The following is a 22,242-nucleotide window of genomic DNA, read 5'->3' as shown; positions in this document are numbered from 1 at the left end:
ATTTAATTATATCACTTTTTAATTAACATATAAATAACCACTTTTTTCTATTCCTGATCCTGTATTTGTTTTATATCGCAGGATATAAAAATAGGTTCCTTCTGGTACTACTTCTCCTTTTTTTATTGTTGTTCTTCCATCAGATATACCTCGAAAAACGTTATTATTTAATCCGTATCCATTGGCTTCATAGATTTTAACTCCCCAGCGATTATATATCTCTACTGTATTTTCCGGATAATGCTGTAATCCTTCTATTTTAAAGTAATCATTTAATCCGTCTCCATTGGCAGAAACTGCGTTATAAATCACTATTTCCGTAGGAACAACAGTTGCTTCTGCACGATTGTTGTCCGGATTAGGATCTACAGGGGTAGATGAACTTAAAAAAGCTATATTAAGATAATCTCCTGTTTCTAATACTTTTGCTGTTAGTGTCAACGTTTCAGTTTTTCCTGCATTTAAAACCGGAAGATTCCAGACACCAGTCGTATTATTATAATTACCGGATGTTGTGGTTGCTATTACATAACTATATCCTGATGGCAGCATTTCATTAATACTTATATTTTGAAAATCACTCGTTCCGATATTAGTAGCTGTTATAGTAAAAATTACGGGCTCTCCAATCGTTGGTGTCGGATTGTTCACTGCTTTCCCTATCGCGATATCTGAACAAACTGTTATTGCTATTGGAAAATGAATCGTTACAATTGGATTGCAATTAGAAGCATTGATAAACTCTACTCCTACTGAACCATTTCCTGCTGTTGTCCATGTAACCGTTACAAAATCATCATTTAATTGTCCTCCTGATTTAATTAGACCTCCTATAACAATCCAGTTATAATGAGACATAATCGCTGTGGTTCTATACGTTACCTCATCTCCCGCACATGCTGTGGTATTCCAACCAATAGTTTCTCCCGGTAAATCAGTTTTAACAAATGCTGTTACTGCCAAACGTGTTGTACTTTCGCAAGTTCCAGCTTTTAAAGATCCGTAATAAATTATTCCGTTTACCAAAGCTGTTCCTGATGGAATTATATTTCCTGCGTTTGCTGCATCATACCAGATAACATTGTTTTCATTGGTAATTAAACTGGCAATTGTAGCATTTTCAGCTGAACAAAATTCTTGCGAAAGATTTCCTGTTGGGGTTTCCGCATTATTTAATACTGCTGTTACTGCCAAACGTGTTATACTCTCACATGATCCCACTTTTAAAGATCCGTAATAGATTGTTCCGTTTACCAAAGCTGTTCCTGATGGAATTATATTTCCTGCGTTTGGTGCATCATACCAAATAACGTTATTTTCGTTGGTAGTTAAACTGGCAATTGTAGCATTTTCATCTGAACAAAATTCTTGCGAAGGATTTCCTGTTGGCGTTTCCGCATTATTTATTACTGCTGTTACTGCCAAACGTGTTGTACTTTCGCAAGTTCCCAATTTTAAAGATCCGTAATAAATTGCTCCGTTTACCAAAGCTGTTCCTGATGGAATTATACTTCCTGCATTTGCAGCATCATACCAAATAACATTATTTTCATTGGTAGTTAAACTGGCAATTGTAGCATTTTCATCTGAACAAAATTCTTGCGAAGAATTTCCTGTTGGGGTTTCCGCATTATTTATTACTGCTGTTACTGCCAAACGTGTTGTACTCTCACATGATCCCACTTTTAAAGATCCGTAATAAATTGTTCCGTTTACCAAAGCTGTTCCTGATGAAATTATATTTCCTGCATTTGCAGCATCATACCAAATAACATTATTTTCATTGGTAATTAAACTGGCAATTGTAGCATTTTCATCTGAACAAAATTCTTGCGAAGAATTTCCTGTTGGCGTTTCCGTATTATTTATTACTGCTGTTACTGCCAAACGTGTTGTACTCTCACATGATCCCACTTTTAAAGATCCGTAATAAATTGTTCCGTTTACCAAAGCTGTTCCTGATGGAATTATATTTCCTGCGTTTGCTGCATCGTGCCAAATAACATTGTTTTCGTTGGTAATTAAACTGGCAATTGTAGCATTTTCATCTGAACAAAATTCTTGCGAAGGATTTCCTGTTGGTGGTACTGTTTCATTTACAATCACCGTTACTGGCATACCTGCACCTTCACATATATGATCACTTTTAATGGTTACATAATATACACTTGTTACTAAAGGCCAGACATTATAAGTTGCACCAACAGCTAAAACATCTTTCAAAGCGGCATCACTGTACCAGGTAAATACAGGATTGATTACATTAGAACTACTGGCATTTAATGAAGCTGTTTCTCCCAAACAAATTGTTTGATTTTCGATCCTATTTATAGCTCCCTCGGGATTTACCTCAATAGTAAATACAACAGGCGTACCTGTACAGCCATCTGCAAAAGGTGTTACTGTAATAGTCGCAATTTCTGTAACATTCCCATCGTTAGTCGCTATAAAAGCAGGTATGTTTCCTGTACCAATAGCAGATAATCCAATTTTAGGATTGTCATTAGTCCAACTATAGGTTGTTCCTATTATGTTACTTTCAAAAATAATTTCTGAAACCGTCTTATTGTTACAAACCTTTTTATCATCCGGTTGTGTCAAAATTATATCAGGATTTACCGTAATAGTAAACGTAAATGATCCTGCTCCGCATACGGTTCCAATTGGATATACTGTTACGATTGCAGTTACCGGTGCTGTTCCTGTATTAACTGCTTTAAAAGAAGGCATATTAGGACTTGAAGTCCAATTATCTGTTAAACCAATACTCCAATCATCAACCCTCCAGACATAAGTAGTTCCCGGACTATTACTATCAAAATTAATACCTGGAAAAGTACATTGATTACCTGCTATTTGTGGAGCCGGTGGTGTTACAATCAGAGGAGGATAGATTCCTGCTGTTACAGCAAGACGAATTTCACTTTCGCAAAACGGATAAACATGTGATGCTGCGTAATAAGTTGTTCCATTAACCAACGGTGTATTTAGTGAAATAGACCTTCCGAATTCTGCACTATCATACCATTGAATATTAGTCCCATATACCACTAAATCTGCAACAGTAGCTGCTCCGCAAAAAGATTGATTTGTATCTCCTGTAGGTGTCTCCGGATTCGGATTTACAGTAAGTGTAATTTTTTTGGCTGTAGCTGGTGTATTAGCACAGATACCATCTCCACTCACCGTAACATAATAGCTTGTTGTAACCAATGGTCCTAAGATAATATAATCAGTAGTACCTATAACATTCGTCAGGGCATCATCATCATACCAGGTAAAAACCGGATTACTTATTGTAGTTTGAGCTATCATTTCAGCAGATGTTCCAGGACATAAAGTTAAACCAGATACACCTGTAATATCTGCTGCAACAGCATTTCGATTAATATTGACTGTTACTTCGAGTCGTGAATCGCTTACACATGTACCATTTTGTAATTCACCGTAGTATATTCTGCTGGTTAAAGCTGTAATAGCTGGTAAAGCTATACCTCCTGAGGGTGTTGTATACCAAACTACACCCGTTTCGTTAGTCATTAAGTCACCAACCGTTGCGTTTGCACTTGCACAAAATTCCTGAGTGTCAGGTCCTGTTGGTATCATTGGTGAGGGGTTTACTGATATAATTATTTCTTTGGCCGTACCCGGTAGATTTTCGCAGGCATCATCTCCTTGTACAGTAACATAATATGTTGTTGTTTCGGTTGGGGTTACACCATAATTTTCTCCTGTGGCAATTACGTTTGTCAAAGCAGCGTCACTATACCATGTAAATACAGGATTTACAACACTTGACATAACAAAGATATCAGCACTTTGTCCTTTACAAATTGACTGGCTAAGGCCTGTAATGTCAGCAGCAGTGGCTCTGTCATTTAATTGTGCCATTACTTCTAATCGTGTTTTTCCTTCGCAACCAAAGGAATATTCCCCTCCATACAAAGTACCTGCATAATACAATTGCCCGTCGACTAGAGGCGTATTCATAGGAATTGGCGCGTCTCCTATTGTTGGAGTGGCATACCAGGCTATATCTACGAGTGCATCAGTTACCAAATCAGATACAAGAGGAGTTGTTTCTTTACAGAATTTCTGAATCGCATCTCCGTTAGGTACAGGAGGCTCCGGAATAACCATCAGAGTAACTTCTGCAGCTGTACCCGGTAAGTTTTCGCACGCTTCGTCATCTGTTACGGTAACATAAAATGTATAGGTTTTAATTTCTGTGGGAGTAAATCTGTAATATGAATTTCCGCTATAAATCAAATTCTCTGCTCCTAATTCAGGTGAACTGTACCAATTGTACATTTTACCTGTAGTTGGATTAGGATATTTAAAAGCTGATAATAACATTTCATTTCCTAAATTACATGTCTTAGGATGCATCGGCATCTGATCTGCTGCTACTGATCGTCGCTTTACTTTTACTTCAATCTTATCTGTAACGGTACAACCCGAACGTGTGGTAACATTTACCGAATATTCTCCGGCTTGAGGATTAGTTACTACCAAATTATTTGAAGTTTGAGTACTTCCATCAGGCAATGTCCATATTGCGTTTGCTATTGGACCTATTGATTTAATAGATAAATTTAGTGAATCTGTATCACATAAAACATTAGTTCCTGTTATAACACTTCCTATGTTGCTGATGTAGTCCATCTTAAAAGAAGCTTCTAAAGCTGTTGGATAACACGCTGTTTCTACTTTTACCATATAATCACCCGCGGTAAGATTAGGGAAATCAGGCGAACTTTGTCCTGTTGCAGGATAATTGGTATCAGTTGCTTTTTTTAGGTAATACACCGGAGATGTGGCATTTTTAACTACAATACTCAATGTTCCGGTTGTAGATCCGGCACAAATTGCACCTCCTGAACCATTCATATCAAACACCGGAAACTCTGATTTTACATCTAATTCCCATGGTCCGCCAAATACTTTTGCTGGCGTATTATAATCTACAAGATTTATTTTATAAAGTCCTGTAATATCTCCTTTAAAAACTGCTGTCGCTGTTGAACGAAATGACATCAACCAGCTATAAGTACCATCTATTACTGCATTGGTTTGCGTATAACCTGAAGGTCCGTCAATTACTTTAAAGCTTATTTGAGGGACATTAAACATCGATTCAAAACTGGTGCTGGGATACGGTCTTAATAATCCTTGATTACTGATTGTATAATTAAACGTTTTTACATAACGATCGCAAGCAATTGGATCTGGGGTAATAGTTGAAGTAACAGAAATACTATTTATTACCCTGTCTAAGGTAGTGGTAAAAGTCCTGTCATAACATCCTGTTGCCGAAGTAACATGAACCGAATAATCCCCTACTTCCAGATTATCGCTAATAAATGCACCACTATAATTAAGCTTTGTGAAGGTTTTCTCCATATAAAACCCATTGGGTCCTGTAACTGCTACACTATAAGGCATTGGCATAAAATAATCTGCTTTGATACCAAGCTGACTTTTTCCAAAATTATTAAAATCGGCCATGCTGGCTAATTCGAGTGGTAATTCATCCTGATTATAGTAACGAAAGCTAGCTGGATCTATAAACACTTCTGTCCTTGAATTCAAATTTATCCATTGACCTCTTGTCACATTTACATAGGAAAACCTGTTTAATTCACTTCCGTTTATATCCGTAAGCTTTAAGGTATAGGTATTTCCAATGATTAACTGAGCCTCAAAGTCATTTTGGTTTGCTCCTGTTATCGTATATTGCTGTGGAGGCACTGCACCATTTTTTTCGGTAATGGTTAACGTAAGCGGATCACAAAAACCCGAAAATAGTGACAACCTCGATAATTTTACATACCCTGTTGGAGTACAAAGTGTACTTGCGGCATCATCAGCTAAATAAAATGTTAACCCTGCATTTGCAATAAGTTTTGGTAAAAATTCATTTTTTCGATAAGGAAAATCATAAATAGTAGACTTTTCAACTCCACAAATTGAAACCCATAAAGTCATTGGTTTCCATGTATTTATATCTAATGGCAAAGGTTGTTTATAGGCCTGAAGCTCGCTATATGTCATATAAGGTGTTTTGACACCATCATATTCTACTGCATACATTCTGGTTATTCCCGGCGCCTGAGATATCGGAAATGCATCATTACCCTTAATGACTGGAATTCCTCCCGAATAGCTAAAATCATAATAAGCATCTGTAACAGGATCACAGATGGTTCCTGCACCGCTATGAGTGACTTTAACATTATTGTCCCAATACCAATACATAGGTGTAGAAACTGTAAAATTATATACTATATTTCTTGCTATAACATGAGGGCTATTACTGTTTACAACAGTTCCGCAATTGTCTTTTACTCTTATTTTATAGGTACCCGGAGACATTGCCTGAAAACTATAACTACTATATGAGCTTTCTTCTCGCACGACAACATCATTAGTATCCAATACTGTTATGGTATAAGGTGTACTACCTCCATTGGGAACAACTGTTAATCTTGAACCGGGATCTGTATCAGTAGCACAATACGCCAATTGATTAGAATAAATACTGCTTATGGTTAATGTACTTCCGGATCCGTAATCTGGTACTATAACTTCTTTTGTGACTGGGATTGCTGCATTATTATCATCATATACTCCAACGGTATAAGTACCCGGAGCTAAGTTTAGAAAAACAGGGTCATCCTGAGGAACGCCTATTACGGATCTTTTTGTTGCCTTATAATTTACCAGTTCATATTGTACCCGTCCTGTTGTATTAGTAGCCGTTACGGTAATCGAACCATCATTTACACAAAACACAGGCGTGGTTACTGTGGTAAAATCGAGCCCTTGTGCGATTGCTGTTAAGGGTAGGAAGACAAAAAAAAGTAATAGTAATTTTATATTTTTCATAATTTAGATTTATTTGTTTTTGGTAAATAGGATTGCTTGGGACATCTTTACTTCCAACTACAAATTCATTAACGGAAATTTTTTGCAACAAAGAATTATGTCCGGGGATGTTCTAATTCTTGATTTTTTTATTACTTAGAAGTAACATTTATAAAGAACTTTAACTGTGATCTCATTTCTGATTTTACTTTGGAAAGATCCAGTAACAGAATATCTTCTATGATTTCCAGTTTTGTTTTTATCTCTTTATCAAATGTGCAGACAATCAAGGGCACGCCTCTTTTATAAATCCGTAGCAGATCGTATAATTCCTTGTCTGAATTAATGACAAACAACATAATTGTATAGTGGTCAATTACATTATCGAATTTTTTAAAATTTTTGTAGGCATCAAATGCCAGATCTTTTTTAAACTCGTACTTCAAAAATCTTGAAAAACAGTGCTGACTGTCGTATACAAGCGCTTTTCCCTTTTTCATAATCATCTAATTCACATTTTTATTCAAGAGAAGCCTGCTCATCCTTTTTCCCCAATCCTAAAAGGATGAGCTTTATTGTTTACCAATAAAATGACTTCTGATAAATTTATTTCCAGATTACATTGCTGTAATAACAAACTGGCTTCTTCTGTTTTGTTGGTGCTCTTCTTCAGAACATTCTACACCATCAGCACATTTATTTACTAAATGGGCTTCTCCATATCCTTTAGCAACTAATCTACTTTTGTCAATTCCGGATTTTACCATAAAATCTAAGGTAGATTGTGCTCTTTTTTGCGATAGTATAAGATTGTACGATTTAGAGGCACGACTATCAGTGTGCGATGCAACCTCAACTTTCATGGTAGGATATTGTTTCATTACCTCTACAACTTTGGTAATATCTAAGGCGGCATCAGGACGAATATTTGATTTATCCAAATCAAAATAAATCATCTCGATTGCAAATATTTTGGCTAAATCTGTTCCGACTGTAATTTTTTCGACATTCTTTTCTAAAGCAATATTTACCTCTGTTTTTTCTTTTTTGACTGGTAATGCCAACTTTTTTTCGGCGGTCAGATATTCTTCTTTCAGTACTCGTATGTAATATACTTTTCCACATTCTGCACTGTCATAACTAAAACTTCCTTTGTCATCAGTAGAAAGTTCTTTAACAACATTCATATGTTCATCGAGTATTATTACTTTGGCTCCAGCCAGAAGAGATTGTTTTTTTTTGTCTGTAACTGTTCCTGAAATTAATTGTTCACAAGACAATTTTCTGGTTTCAGTAAATCGGTAGATGTCATCAAAGCCTTTTCCTCCATCACGATTAGAAGAGAAATATCCTGTATTGGCAGTGGTGTTTATTACGAAAGCAAAATCATCCATTGGTCCGTTTATTGGAGTTCCTACATTAGAAACTTTTTCAAAACTTCCGTTTGAATTGATTTTACTTACAAAAACGTCTAAACCTCCTAATCCCGGGTGTCCGTTTGAGGAAAAATAGAGCTCATTTTGGGCAGATACAAACGGAAAAGTTTCCTTGCCTTCTGTATTGATTGTGTTTCCCAGATTTTCAAGTGTTCCATAAAGGTCATTGTTGTAAATGGCTACTTTAAAAATATCAGATTCTCCCAGGGTTCCGGGTCTGTTAGAAGCAAAATATAGTGTTTTTTCATCAGGACTTAATGCAGGATGTGCTGTACTGTATAAGTCACTATTAAAAGGAAGTTCTTTTACATTCGACCATCTTCCATTCTCAAAAGTTGCTTTGTACAGCTTTAGTAAAGTGGTTCCTTGTGCATCTTTTCCCTTTTTTCCATCATTATAATTGTTACGGGTAAAATACATTGTTTGTCCATCTTTGGTAAAAACAGGAGTAGCTTCATTAAATTTAGAATCAACAATATTCTTAAAATTCTGTACTTTATCTAAAGTGCCATTTTCATTTACTCTTGCTGTATACAAAGTAGAAAAAGCCTGATTGGTCCATTTTTGTATGTTTTTTGAAATTCCCCTTTGTTCGCGGGTACTTGCGAATACAATGTTATCTCCTAAAAACGAAGTTCCGTAATCTGATAATTCAGAATTTATATCGATATTTTCTATGACATAACGTCCTGAATTTTCTTTGATTTCAGCATAATAATCTTTGTTTGATTCATACAATTTCGCTCTTGAATCATTGCCATTTAATGTATTAAAGGCATCCAGTATTTTGTTGGCATTATTATAATCGCCTACTGATTTAAGGGTTTGCGAATAACGGTAATAATACTCGGGATCAAGGGTTTGATCGAGCAAAAAAAGTTCTGTATACCATTTGTTTGCCTGTTGTAACTGGCCATTAAAATAATAGGCATTTCCTAATTTCCGGAACAAATCAACTGATTTATATCCTTTATCCGCTACGTTTTCGTAAATTTTTATAGCATCAATATAAGCGAGTTGTTCATATTGCTTTTCTGCTTTCTTAATTTTGTTATTTTGAGCATAACTTTCTAATCCAACGACTAAAATTAAGGCACTCAATAGTATTTTTGATTTCATATTAAATATCTGTTTAGAAGAATCTTGGAGAAACAATCTTGTTGTATTTTTTGAACATTTCAAAGCGCAGGAAAATTTCATGTGAGCCTGAATTATAATTGGCTAATTTTGTTGTTTCGGCATCATAGGCATATCCTATAAATAATCCGTCGCTTACCTGAAAGCCTACTAATGCGCTTAATGCCGCACTCCAGCGATAAGCTACGCCGGCAGTAAATTTTTCGTTAAATAAAAAATTAGCAGATAAGTCAACCTGCAGCGGAGCTCCTTCGGTCATTTTAACCAATGCCGATGGTTTAAATTTTAAATTATAATCTAAATCAAAAACATGTCCTGCCATTAGGTAATAATGAACTTGTTCTCCTGCAAAAAATGTAGCGGAATCATTGTAGTTCACGGATCCGTCAAAATGTTTTGTCTGCAATAATGCCGGAGCCGAAAGTCCTATATAAGTATTGTCTGAATACAGGTAAATTCCTGCCCCTACATTGGGCGAGAATTTATTATCTATATTCTGCTGAAATCTTGCATCTGAGGGATCATAAATATCTAGTTTCGTATAATCAACGTTTATTAGATTCGCACTTCCTTTTACTCCAAATGCTAATTTGTATTGGTAAGAAACATCAATTGTATAGGATATATCCAGCGATAAATTTGTTTCGTCTGATGGGCCTATGCGATCATTAACCAGCGAGAAACCAAGGCCTAATCTCGAATTTTCTATTGGGGTATGCATGGAAAGTGTTCCTGTTTTTGGCGCTCCCTCTAATCCAACCCATTGGGTCCGATAGAGCCCAAAAATACTCATGACATCACGAGAACCGGCATATGCGGGATTTACAACAGTTGGATTGTACATATACTGTGTATATTGTGCGTCTTGTTGTGCGCTCATATAATTACTGGTGAGCACAATTATGATCAATAATCTTATGTTCTTTATATTCATTTTATTTTTTTTTGGAAGAATAATTGCAGTGCTTATTAATAGCTGTTAAAACACTACTTATAAATTCGTTTTTTAATTATCTTGATTTAGGTGCAGATAGCCTGTTCTCTCTTTGACGTTAGTTACTGTTTTATATTTTAGAATATAGAAGTAAGTTCCTGTTGGCAGACCAGCGCCTCTGTTTACGGTTGCACGTCCGTCTGAGAATCCTCTAAAAACACGATCACTTTCGTTATAACCATTGGTTTGATAAACTAAAACGCCCCATCGATTATAAATTTCAACAGTATTATCAGGGTATTTATCAATGCCTTTTATAATGAAGAAATCATTTTTATCATCTCCGTTTGGTGAGACAGCATTATAAACAATCAAATCATCTTTTTCCTCTGGAATTTTAACTACTCTGGCTACTGTAAAAATGCCATAACCTGAAACCTGTGCAGTAACCATTGTTTGTGCCACATCTGCAACACCACCTTCTGATATCCATTTTGCTGTGGCAGGATCCCATCTTACAATTTGTATTTGTGTGTCATTACTTTCTCCGTAGATGTATGATGGCGTAGTCTCCGGATTTAAAGTAAGAGAAAGAACAATTTTAGTAAGTCCGCTATCTTTAGTAATTTCCCAATATTCTTTATCATCTATTAATCGAATATTATCTTGCTTACTATTATGCGGATAAGCAGGATCTGAATTTTGTAAAAAATAATGTGAAGTATAGCTGTCTAAATTATCTGCCGAATTTGCATGTATAGAAGGACGATAATAATTGGCATCTCCAACAGGATATTCAAAAGCTGCTGTTCCAAGTTTTGTAACTCTGCCATCAACAAAGCTATTATTACTTGTATTAGAATGTACAGCATTACTTTCGAAAATTACTTTTCCGTTATAACTGTCAGCATCAATAATTCCTTTTTGAAAATTTGAATTACCGGAAACAGAAATATCTGTAGCCAATAAAAAAGGTGATGCCCCAGAGTTATTATTGAAAACAACATTTTTTAAACGGGTATATACGGCAGGTGAAGGTAAATCGCCGTCAATAATTTGTTCTTCGTTTCCTGTAAAATAAGTAGTTCCTTGTTGAGAAGGCGTAAAATAAACTTTTCCGTCGTTAGTCCAGTGGTTAAAAATATGTACCTGACCGTCGTTTATAAATTCTCCGCCAGAAGTGTTTTTAAAATCAAAATATACCGAAACTATAGTTCCGGGTGCTACTTTAATTTGATCCGGATTCAACAATTGAGCCTGTAGATTAGCTAAAGAGCAATAAAAAAGAAAGCAAAAAATTGTTGTTGTTTTTATAATGTGGTTTTTTTTTTTCATATAAAATCAGTTTACTGTATCGATACAGGTTAAATAAATAGCATCGTCTGCATATCTAAGATTGTAATACATTGAAAGATTTAATTGGATAGCATTATTTACATTGCAAAGAGACAAAAAGCATTGTCCTTAATAAGTCAAAAAAACATCAGATTAAGACATTTTTTTGCCACGTGCTTATTATCTAAATAAAAAAAAAGATATTGGTATTAACCAAGTAAACAGAAATTAAAAACAAGATTAACAACACTTTACACTATTAATGACACGCAAAAATTAAGCACAGCCTTTTAATAAAGACTGTACTTAAATCCTTTTATTTTTTAGATAATAATTGTTTTACAGCATTTTTTAAATTTTCTAATTCTATTTGCTGATTCTTTTGTACTTGTTCTAATTCCTGCATTTTTTTATCTTTTAGCAAGATTTCATTCTGCTGTTCTTTAACAGCTTCAACAAGTACAGGGATAAGAGTTGTATACGAAACTGAGTAATATCCTTTATCATCGACTGTTACTGCCTCTGGTAAAACTGTTTCAATATCCTGAGCAATAACACCCAATTGGTGTTTGTTATCAAAAGTCATATCTTTAAATTCATCAGCTCTCCAGTTATAACCAACTCCATTTATTTTCATGATTTTATCTAACGCATTTACAATTGGCGTTATATCTTTTTTATATCTTCTGTCAGAAGTGGAATTCCAGGCAGATGTTCCGCCCGCAGCGCCGTTTACATAAAATCTATATGAATCATTTGTATCTGCCTGATTAATTGCCATACTATTATTAGTCCTGTTATAAACAAGGACTCTATTGGTAAAAATACCTCCACCACTTATGTGAGCCAGTTCGAAAAAATCATTGCCTCTTCCATTAAGTGATGATCCCATAACCCATCTGTCATTTGCTGCACTTCGAATAAAGTTTAATTCAGTTGTTCCACCGTAATTTCCTGATATGCTTCCACTATTAATATGCATAACAGTTCCTCTAATTACTCCTGCAACGTCTAATTTTTGACCTGCATCGAGCCTGCCAATACCTACATTACCATTATTAAGTACAGACACACGTTTATTATTTCCAGCCCAGAAATCTAATCCGCTTACATTACCATTAGCAGAAGTTGTTCTGTTAGAAGTTATACCTTCTCCGGAGGTACCAGGTCCAAAAAACAATCCTGTTCTTACGGTTCCGTCTCCTGTGGCTGTACCATCAATTTGTAACGTATTCGAAAACAAACCACTTCCTACTACAGATAATTCTTTTCCTGGAGTGGTTGTCCCAATTCCTAATCTGCCACTTTGCACGTCAAAAGTTGCAATAGTACTTTTTACGCCGGCAGTTACTCCATATATATCTAATCTGTTATTACCTGATGCTGCGGGGCTATTAAATTCCAATCCGCCTCCCCAGGTATTTTCTGCTCCAGCTTCCCAAAAACTGATTGCTCCTTGCGCATTAGCATTTGTATTACCTGTACCATTGCTAAGAAAATTCAATGTTGGTGTAACTGATCCTCCGATTAATTGATTACCACCAGAAACATTTAATCTATAGGTCGATGCAGCAGTAGTTCCGATACCGATATTCCCCATTTGATATATACTTTGAGTATTTGCGTTGGCTTCATTTATAGTTCCGGCTACCCTCCATGGTTCGTTAAGTGCTATAGTTGCAGGCGACCAATTTGTACCATTCCACGCTAAAACCTGATTAGAAGTTGGAGCGGCTGTATTTATTGGTCTGCCTTGTAATTGATTCGCATTCCATAGATTTGTTGTGTTTTGAGCTGATATTACATGATTTGTATTGTCAACGACTATACCTGTTCCGGCTGTATAAACCGGCGCAGAATTACCAGCGTCTCCTTTTGCTCCTGCCGGACCAGTTAATCCTATAGCACCAACATCTCCTTTGGGACCTTGAGTTCCAGTAGTTCCGGCTAATCCTGTCGCACCAACATCTCCTTTGGGACCAGCGGCTCCTGTCAATCCTATTGGACCTTGAGTTCCGGTAGTTCCAGGTAATCCTGTTGCGCCAACATCTCCTATTGGACCTTGAGCTCCTGCAGTTCCAGGTAATCCTGTTGCACCAACATCTCCTTTGGGACCTTGAGCTCCTGCAGTTCCAGCTAATCCTGTCGCGCCAACATCTCCTTTGGGACCTTGTGCTCCTGCAGTTCCAGCTAATCCTGTCGCGCCAACATCTCCTTTGGGACCAGCGGCTCCTGTCAATCCTATTGGACCTTGAGTTCCGGTAGCTCCAACATCACCTTTTGGGCCTGCAACTCCGTCAGTTCCGGCTAGACCTTGTGGTCCAACTGCTCCATCTGTTCCAGCAATTCCTTGAGGTCCAACTGCCCCATCAATACCATTTGTTCCGTCAACTCCAGGTAATCCCTGAGATCCTGTAGCTCCATCAACTCCATTTGTTCCTGCAATTCCCTGCGGTCCAACTGCCCCATCAATACCATTTGTTCCTGCAATTCCTTGTGGTCCAGTTAATCCAACTAATTGTTCTGGTGTAAAATCTTCATATTTAAAATCTTTTCCATCAATACCATTTGATCCGTCAGTTCCGGCTAGACCTTGTGGTCCAACTGCTCCATCTGTTCCTGCAATTCCTTGAGGTCCTGCAGCTCCATCAATACCATTTGTTCCTGCAATTCCTTGCGGTCCAACTGCTCCATCTGTTCCAGCAATTCCTTGAGGTCCAACTGCCCCATCAATACCATTTGTTCCGTCAACTCCAGGTAATCCCTGAGATCCTGTAGCTCCATCAACTCCATTTGTTCCTGCAATTCCCTGCGGTCCAGTTAATCCAACTAATTGTTCTGGTGTAAAATCTTCATACTTAAAATCTTTTCCATCAATACCGTTTGTTCCATTTGATCCGTCAACTCCGGCTAGACCTTGTGGTCCAACTGCCCCATCTGTTCCTGCGATTCCTTGTGGTCCTGCAACTCCATCAATACCATTTGTTCCGTCAACTCCTGCTAATCCTTGAGATCCTCTCGCTCCATCAATACCATTTGTTCCTGCAATTCCTTGTGGTCCTGTTAAACCAACTAATTGTTCTGGTGTAAAATCTTCATATTTGAAATCTTTTCCATCAAGACCGTTTGTTCCATTTGATCCAGCTACACCTTGTGCTCCATCTGTTCCTGCGATTCCTTGTGGTCCTGCAACTCCATCAACTCCATTTGTTCCGTCAACTCCAGGTAATCCCTGAGATCCTCTCGCTCCATCAATACCATTTGTTCCTGCAATTCCCTGAGGTCCAACTGCTCCATCAATACCATTTGTTCCTGCAATTCCTTGTGGTCCCGTTAAACCAACTAATTGTTCTGGTGTAAAATCTTCATACTTAAAATCTTTTCCATCAAGACCGTTTGTTCCACTTGATCCGTCAACTCCGGCTAGACCTTGCGGTCCAACTGCTCCATCTGTTCCTGCGATTCCTTGTGGTCCTGCAGCTCCATCAATACCATTTGTTCCTGCAATTCCTTGAGGTCCCGTTAATCCAACTAATTGTTCTGGTGTAAAATCTTCATATTTAAAATCTTTTCCATCAAGACCATTTGCGCCATTTGATCCGTCAGTTCCTGCAATTCCCTGAGGTCCTGCAGCTCCATCAATACCATTTGTTCCGTCAACTCCGGGTAATCCCTGAGATCCTGTAGCTCCATCAACTCCATTTGTTCCTGCAATTCCTTGTGGTCCTGTAGCTCCATCAACTCCATTTGTTCCTGCAATTCCCTGCGGTCCAGTTAATCCAACTAATTGTTCTGGTGTAAAATCCTCATACTTAAAATCTTTTCCATCAATACCGTTTGTTCCACTTGATCCGTCAACTCCGGCTAGACCTTGCGGTCCAACTGCTCCATCTGTTCCTGCGATTCCTTGTGGTCCTGCAGCTCCATCAATACCATTTGTTCCGTCAACTCCGGGTAATCCCTGAGATCCTGTAGCTCCATCAATACCATTTGTTCCTGCAATTCCTTGAGGTCCTACAGCTCCATCAAGACCATTTGTTCCCGAGATTCCTTGTGGTCCCGTTAATCCAACTAATTGTTCTGGTGTAAAATCTTCATATTTAAAATCTTTTCCATCAAGACCGTTTGTTCCATTTGATCCGTCAGTTCCGGTTAGACCTTGTGGTCCTGTTAAACCAACTAATTGTTCTGGTGTAAAATCTTCATACTTAAAATCTTTTCCATCAAGACCATTTGTACCATCAACTCCAGGATTTCTTATTTGCATAGTATTAGCCATTAATTATTAAAATGAAATATTAATTCTCAAAACCAATATGTTAAAGCACTTAATACCTTCAAAATCGTTAAAGAAATGATAGATATTTATAACATACTTAGCTTTAATGCATAACATAAATAATTTATGGTACAAAGGAAATTAATCCGCTATCCACTAAACGTCAAAAAAATAACACATTAAGACATAATTACAGTTTATGATAGATAATTGCTAACCGAAAAGAAAAGCAGCATTTGTAAAATGTGAATTATTTAACATTATAAACAAGTATTACCTATAGTATGTCTAGCAGAAAAAGAAAAGCACATTAGAAGGCTTTATATTTTGCTATTTCTTTTTTCTAAAAAATACAATTAGCAGTAGAAAATCAGTAAAACCACCATAGGCTACTTATACAAATCATTGACATACAAGACAAAAAAACAAAAAACTTGTCGTTTCAATCACCTGACAAAAAAATTAAAGTATTATTCTTATCTCTAAACTTCTATCATTTTACCTTAACAGAAAAAACCTAATAGCTAAATTTATTTAGTTATTAGGTTTTGTTGATTTCTCCAAAAATCTCAAGAACAATAATAGCAACACTTTTTAATTCATAATAAGGAATACTTGTTTAGGTTATAATTTCGATTAAACAGATAACAAAGTAAGGTGATTTTTTTATCCATCGAGGTCATATAAATACCATATTAAGACACATTATTATTCAGATTTTAATTGGTTTTTCTCAATTTTCAATAATTTGAGCTTATAAAATCTTCACACGGTTTTCTTTTAAACTGTTGAAAGTACACCATAGTAAGTAAACTTGTCTTTGTATACCCTAATTCCCTTGCTATATCTGATATTTTTTCAAAATTTTCGCTTTTAAGGAGCTCGTTGGCTAAAATCATTTTTTCTCTCAAAAAAAAGTGTTTAGGAGTACTAACAAACATCTTTTTAAATAAAAATTTAAACTTTGTAACTGACATTCCAGCAATTTCGGCCAAAAACACAACTCCGGGAAATGCACTAAATAAATTATTCAATAAATATTCCTTAGCCAGATTTAAAGCCTCAACTTCTTTTTCGGAAATGTGATGAAGCATTGGAGTAAGGTTAGAATATCGATCAATAAACTTTGCAAGCAATCTTAAACTTACTCCTTTTAAATAAATTTCGAATGCAGGATCTAAGAATGATTTGTTTTTTATCGCATGCATAATCAACTTGCTTTTACTATCGATATGATCGTAAAAAAACAGCGTATTTTTGTCACTTTTTATTTTTCGTTTAACACTGTTTTCTTCATCTGCATTAGCAATCGATGTACTTAATAAATCTTTGGTAACCATTAGCCTCATTGCAAAAACACGCTCACCAATTACGGGCTGAAAAACATTTTCGATCGCATTATCAAAAACCCCAAGTCCCAGATTGGCTTTATATCCAATACTGTGTTTGACACCATCAATATAGATCAGATTCATCTCATCGCTAAAATCATAATGTATAATGAATAAATTATTATCTGATTTAAGTCTTCTTAAATGAATATTTTGATTAAATGTTATATCTAAAAGCACAACCGAAAGTCCGGGCGTTATTGTTGTGAAAAAAAATCCGCCATCGGCAAATTCTTTTGGTATAATCAGTAATTTTTCATCAATTAATTCTACTCCAAATTGCCCTGCAAGTTCCCTTAGCCATTCTGAGGATAAAGAGTATCTGTGGTTAATTTCAATCATCATTTTAAATGTTTAATAAAGATTTCTCAAGACATTTAAAGAATCTTACAGCCCATAAAAAAACAGGACTATTGCTAATAAATTAAAGTATGAGAAAGCGGGACAATAGTTTATTGTACAGCTTTAATGGGTAAATTATCCAGAAGAAAAAAAGGAAAATTGAGGTATGAAAATGATTTGCTATTGATGGAAATAACATAAAATCATATTCAAATTTAAAATCTTACCAAAATTACCGGAACATAATAATTTCAATAAAAACATTCTATAACTCAATTGTAAATAAATTTTCAGAAGGTATTTTCGACCTTAATCTTACTAAATAATTATGATGCAAATAGAAGTAAACTTTTAGCCTGAATACGTCATATAAATATCATAATAAGACATTTTTAAGACTACTGTAAAAATAAATGTGAAGTGTTTGCTGTTTAGATTAACAGCCGAAATATCCTTTAATGAATTGAAAAGGACTTGATACAAATAAAAACTTATATGCAATATTAAAATTCTGATTTTAAAAAATCATCCGCAGGTTTTCTCCCAAATTGCCGGGAATATGTAAAAGAGAACTTGCTTACTTTGACATAATTTAATTTATGGGCAATCTCTGATATATCATTAAAATTTTCGCTTTTAAGAAACTCATTGGCCAAAATCATTTTTTGTCTTGTAAAAAAATGGTTGGGTGTGGTGGTAAAAATTTTTCTAAATAAATACTTATATTTTGTAACTGACATTCCTGACATCTCTGCCAACATATCTACTCCGGGAAATCCGTGAAGCAAATTGCCCAGCATAAAATTCTTTGTCAGGTCTAAAGCTGTAACTTCTTTTTCAGGTATATGATGCAGCATTTGAGCAAGATTAGAATATCGATCAATAAACTTCGCCAACAATCTCAAACTAACTCCCTGTAAATAAATTTCGAACGCAGGATCTAAAAAAGATTTGTTTTTTATAGCGTGCATTATGAGCTTGCTTTTACTATCGATATGATCATAAAAAAACAGTGTATTTTTATCACTTTTAATTTTACGTTTATTATCGCTTTTTTTGTTTTTATTGTTGATCGAAACACTTAATAACTCTTTAGTCACCAATAAACGTAACGCAAAAACGCGCTCACCAACAACGGGCTGAAAAATATTTTCGATAGCATTATCTACAACTCCTAATCCCAGATTAGCCTTATATCCTATTTTGTGTTTTACGCCATCGATATGAATTAGATTTATTTCATCGCTAAAATCATAATGTATGATATATAAATCATTATCTGATCGAAGTCTTCTGATTTGAATAGGTTCCTTAAAAGTTAAATCTAAAAGCACAGCCGAAAGACCGGGTGAAACTTGTGTAAAGAAAAAGCCACCTTCAGCCAGTTCTGGCATTATTGTTAATCTTCCGTCAATTACCTCCGCTCCTTCTCCTAGCTGTTCTACATTATCGTAGAGCCATTCAGAAGTGAGAGAATATATATGACGAACCTCTTTCATTATTCAAGTTGTTTGACAAAATCCTTTGGTGACATTCCGAAAAATTCTCTGAACTTTACAGCAAAGTAGGAACTATTCGTAAAACTTAAGCTATCAGAAACCTCTGCAATATTTAGTTGTCTCTCTTGCAAAAGCCGTTTTGCTTCAACAAGTTTATTGTTTAAGAAGAATGAATTTGGCGTCATTCCGGTAATTTTTTTAAACAGACTTTTATATTTAGACTCAGACATATTCGCCTGTTGCGACAGAAATTCGATACTGGGAAATAGTTGATTCAGATTTTCTACTAAATAAGATTGAGACTTTATAATAACCGATAAATCATTTTCATTGATCTTATCAATTACAATTTCTTCAAAAGTCATTTTTTCGATGTACTCCGCTAATAAATTTTGAACCGTTCCTCTTAAATATAAGTCAAAAACTGTTCCTCCAACTTCATGACTTCTCAAATTCGTTAAAAGATTATAACTGTCGTTACTCATTCTCGTAAACTTAACGATAGTATTTAGTTCAGGGTTAAGAATTTCGTCAGCATGTTCTTTTAGAGAGGGATTATCCTGAAAATATTCTTTTATCAGATCCTTTTTTATAAAAATGCAAAGAGCAAAAGTTTTACTGCCTGCTTTAACAATATAATCTGAAGATAAAGTACTGTCTAAAATTGCCAAATTGTAATTCCATCTCCCAATCGGATTCGCTACATCATCAGATAATAAAACAGCTTCTCCTTCTGTAAGATTGTAATAAAGCCCAATAAAATCATCTGTTTTGTTTTCTTGCCTTAAATGAATTTCTGAATTGTACACAACGTCTATATACATAACCGAGATACTTGAACCCAGACCTAAAAAATATCTGTCTCCGGTATGAATATGATCCGGCACTACAATAAAATTGCCTTCAACCTTTCCTTCAAGTTCTAAAGTTAATGGTTCAACCCAATCCAATTCTACTCCGTAATGATGCGTAATTTTTTTCATTCTTAAATTAAAATGTTTTTTGGTATAATTCTTACTAACAAAAATAAATGTTTTTTTATACACTTCTTCTATACATCTGTTATTATCGCCAATTAAATAAAATTTAGATTTAGAATAAAAATAAAAATGGGATTATATAATCGAAATAATTAATTAGAATTCACACCCTTTTTTTCTTTTATTTTTACCAGATTAGCATCATGTCTAACCTTAAAACTTATTCATACGACTAACCAATAAGTAATAAAAATGCCACCTCTCAATAAATGGGATTTTTTTATGCTTTTGAGCACTTTTTGGCAACTAAAGAATTGGACTACAAAAATATTAAAACAGCTATACTATTGCCCAATAAGAAAAATGGGAACAAACATAGAGACAAGGAAAAGCAGAATTTTCAAATTTGCTTTAATATCCAATTACATCTTTTTATATCTTTTTTTTTTTGTGTAACACATCTAATACCCTAACATAAAAACTTAGAAACAATCCTGTAATACACTCCTTCTTTTTAATTAAAAAATCAAATTTTATAAGTTTCATTTTAGGTTTTACCCCTACTATTTTTTAATTTAGCAACTAAGAAATCCCTACTCTGAATCAGTTATAATCCAACTTAATAAAACAAAACAACTTCTGATAATAGAGTCACTTAAGAAGCCCAATTAGAAGAGATAATCATTCATGCATACAATTAAAGAGAATAAAATTCAGCAACCTAAATTTTCAGAGGCATTTCGTTTTTGGTTTATATTAGGCTGGATTAGTTTTGGAGGTACAACAGGACACGTAACAATTATGCACGATTTTCTTGTCGAAAAAAAGAAATGGGTAAGCAACAGTAAATTTTTCTCTGCGCTTAATGCCTGTATGATCCTGCCGGGACCTGAAGCGCATCAGCTGGCCATTTATCTGGGATGGAAACTTCACGGAATAAAAGGTGGTATTATATCTGGTTTGTTCTTTATTTTGCCTTCTATTTTTATCCTCTTATGCCTTAGCATTATTTATGCTCTTTATGGGAACACTCCAATACTAACTTCAGTATTTGATGGATTAAAGCCTGCAGTTTTGGCTATTATCATATTTGCTACCTGGAAAGTAAGCCAAAAATCACTCCTGAGTTTTTTACATTATTTTGTCGCTTTTTCCTCGTTTATCTGTTCGTGGTTTCTAAACGTTCCAACACCATGGATCATTATCAGCGTAATCTTTTTTTCTATTATAATTAGCCTTGTATCTCCTGGTCTTATGATCTTAAAAAAGAGAAAAAATGAAATCGACAATTACGAAAATTCATACTACGTTAATAGTAATACGGCTCCCCATAAAACACCTGCAAAAACAATAATAAAACAGCTCTCAGTTTTTGCGCTCCTTTGGCTTATTCCTTTTTTAGGAGTTACCTATTTTCTTGCAGATAGCTTATTTTGGCAAAAACTCTCCCTGCTTTTTACAAAATCTGCATTTTTAACAATTGGCGGATCGTATACTGTAATTCCATACGTTGCCGGTTTGGTCACAAGCAAATTGGCCTGGCTCTCAAAAACCCAGATGGTAGACGGTTTTGCCCTGGCTGAAACTACTCCGGGGCCACTTGTCATTGTTTTATCGTATGTTGGCTTTATGGCGGGATTAAACCATTTTAACGGTTCACTTTTAATGGGAACTCTGGGACTTTTGACAGCCAGTTATTTTACATTTCTTCCTAATTTTATTATGATTTTTACAGGAGCTCCTTTAATTGAAAAATCTCAAAAAAATCAAACAGTTCAGGCTATTCTATCACTCGTTACCGCCTCTGTTGTTGGGGTTATTGTTAATCTTGCATTTTACCTAGGAGAAAGCATTTTATTTTTGGGTAAAATGATTTCATTACCCAATATAAATTGGCTGGCACTGGGATGGGTTTTGTTCTCTTTGTTTTTACTTATAAGATATAAATTAAACATGGTATACCTCATACTAATCAGTCTTCTATATGGTTTGCTGCGCTATTTTCTTATAAGTATTTAGCATTACTTTTCATAAAATATACA

The 22,242-nt window shown here is 35.3% G+C and carries 10 protein-coding genes; 1 reads left to right on the top strand and 9 read right to left on the bottom strand.

Annotated features, from left to right (window positions below; all coding sequences use genetic code 11):
• Window positions 1-18 precede the first annotated feature (18 nt).
• From NJT12_RS15705 to NJT12_RS15665, 9 genes are all read right to left on the bottom strand, one after another.
• The gene (locus tag NJT12_RS15705) at window positions 19-6,888 is read right to left on the bottom strand and encodes an Ig-like domain-containing protein (RefSeq protein WP_271336869.1); all 6,870 of its coding nucleotides are present in this window, start codon (window positions 6,886-6,888) and stop codon (window positions 19-21) included.
• A 131-nt stretch (window positions 6,889-7,019) separates the two neighbouring features.
• Complete coding sequence (locus NJT12_RS15700) at window positions 7,020-7,367, bottom strand: hypothetical protein (protein WP_271336868.1); 348 nt, start codon at window positions 7,365-7,367, stop codon at window positions 7,020-7,022.
• A gap of 117 nt (window positions 7,368-7,484) precedes the next feature.
• Window positions 7,485-9,422 carry an OmpA family protein gene (locus NJT12_RS15695; RefSeq protein ID WP_271336867.1) on the bottom strand — a complete coding sequence of 646 codons (1,938 nt, stop codon included), beginning with the start codon at window positions 9,420-9,422 and terminating at the stop codon, window positions 7,485-7,487.
• A 13-nt stretch (window positions 9,423-9,435) separates the two neighbouring features.
• Window positions 9,436-10,374 (bottom strand): PorP/SprF family type IX secretion system membrane protein, encoded by a 939-nt coding sequence (locus tag NJT12_RS15690; protein ID WP_271336865.1) that lies wholly within the window; start codon window positions 10,372-10,374, stop codon window positions 9,436-9,438.
• Between the two features lie 72 nt (window positions 10,375-10,446).
• Entirely contained in the window at window positions 10,447-11,709 is a 1,263-nt protein-coding gene (locus NJT12_RS15685; RefSeq protein ID WP_271336864.1) for a T9SS type B sorting domain-containing protein, read from the bottom strand.
• 316 nt (window positions 11,710-12,025) lie between these two features.
• Window positions 12,026-15,976: a tail fiber domain-containing protein gene (locus NJT12_RS15680; RefSeq protein WP_271336863.1), complete on the bottom strand. Its 3,951-nt coding sequence runs from the start codon at window positions 15,974-15,976 to the stop codon at window positions 12,026-12,028.
• Between the two features lie 752 nt (window positions 15,977-16,728).
• Entirely contained in the window at window positions 16,729-17,724 is a 996-nt protein-coding gene (locus NJT12_RS15675; RefSeq protein ID WP_271336862.1) for a helix-turn-helix domain-containing protein, read from the bottom strand.
• Window positions 17,725-18,224: 500 nt separating this feature from the next.
• Window positions 18,225-19,220, bottom strand: a complete 996-nt coding sequence (locus NJT12_RS15670) for a helix-turn-helix domain-containing protein (RefSeq protein ID WP_271336861.1) — start codon at window positions 19,218-19,220, stop codon at window positions 18,225-18,227.
• A complete protein-coding gene (locus tag NJT12_RS15665; protein WP_271336860.1) occupies window positions 19,220-20,203 on the bottom strand; it encodes a helix-turn-helix transcriptional regulator in 984 nt (327 codons plus the stop codon). Before NJT12_RS15665 ends, NJT12_RS15670 begins: the two co-directional genes overlap by 1 nt.
• Before the next feature lie 684 nt (window positions 20,204-20,887).
• Between NJT12_RS15665 and chrA the strand changes: the two genes are divergently transcribed.
• Window positions 20,888-22,219, top strand: a complete 1,332-nt coding sequence (chrA, locus tag NJT12_RS15660; protein WP_271336858.1) for a chromate efflux transporter — start codon at window positions 20,888-20,890, stop codon at window positions 22,217-22,219.
• The last annotated feature ends 23 nt before the right edge of the window (window positions 22,220-22,242 follow it).

The sequence above is a fragment of the Flavobacterium azizsancarii genome (assembly GCF_027980145.1).
Taxonomy (GTDB): domain Bacteria; phylum Bacteroidota; class Bacteroidia; order Flavobacteriales; family Flavobacteriaceae; genus Flavobacterium; species Flavobacterium azizsancarii.
The sequence above is the reverse complement of the archived record's forward strand: the minus strand, read 5'-3'. Positions and strand labels throughout refer to the sequence as shown.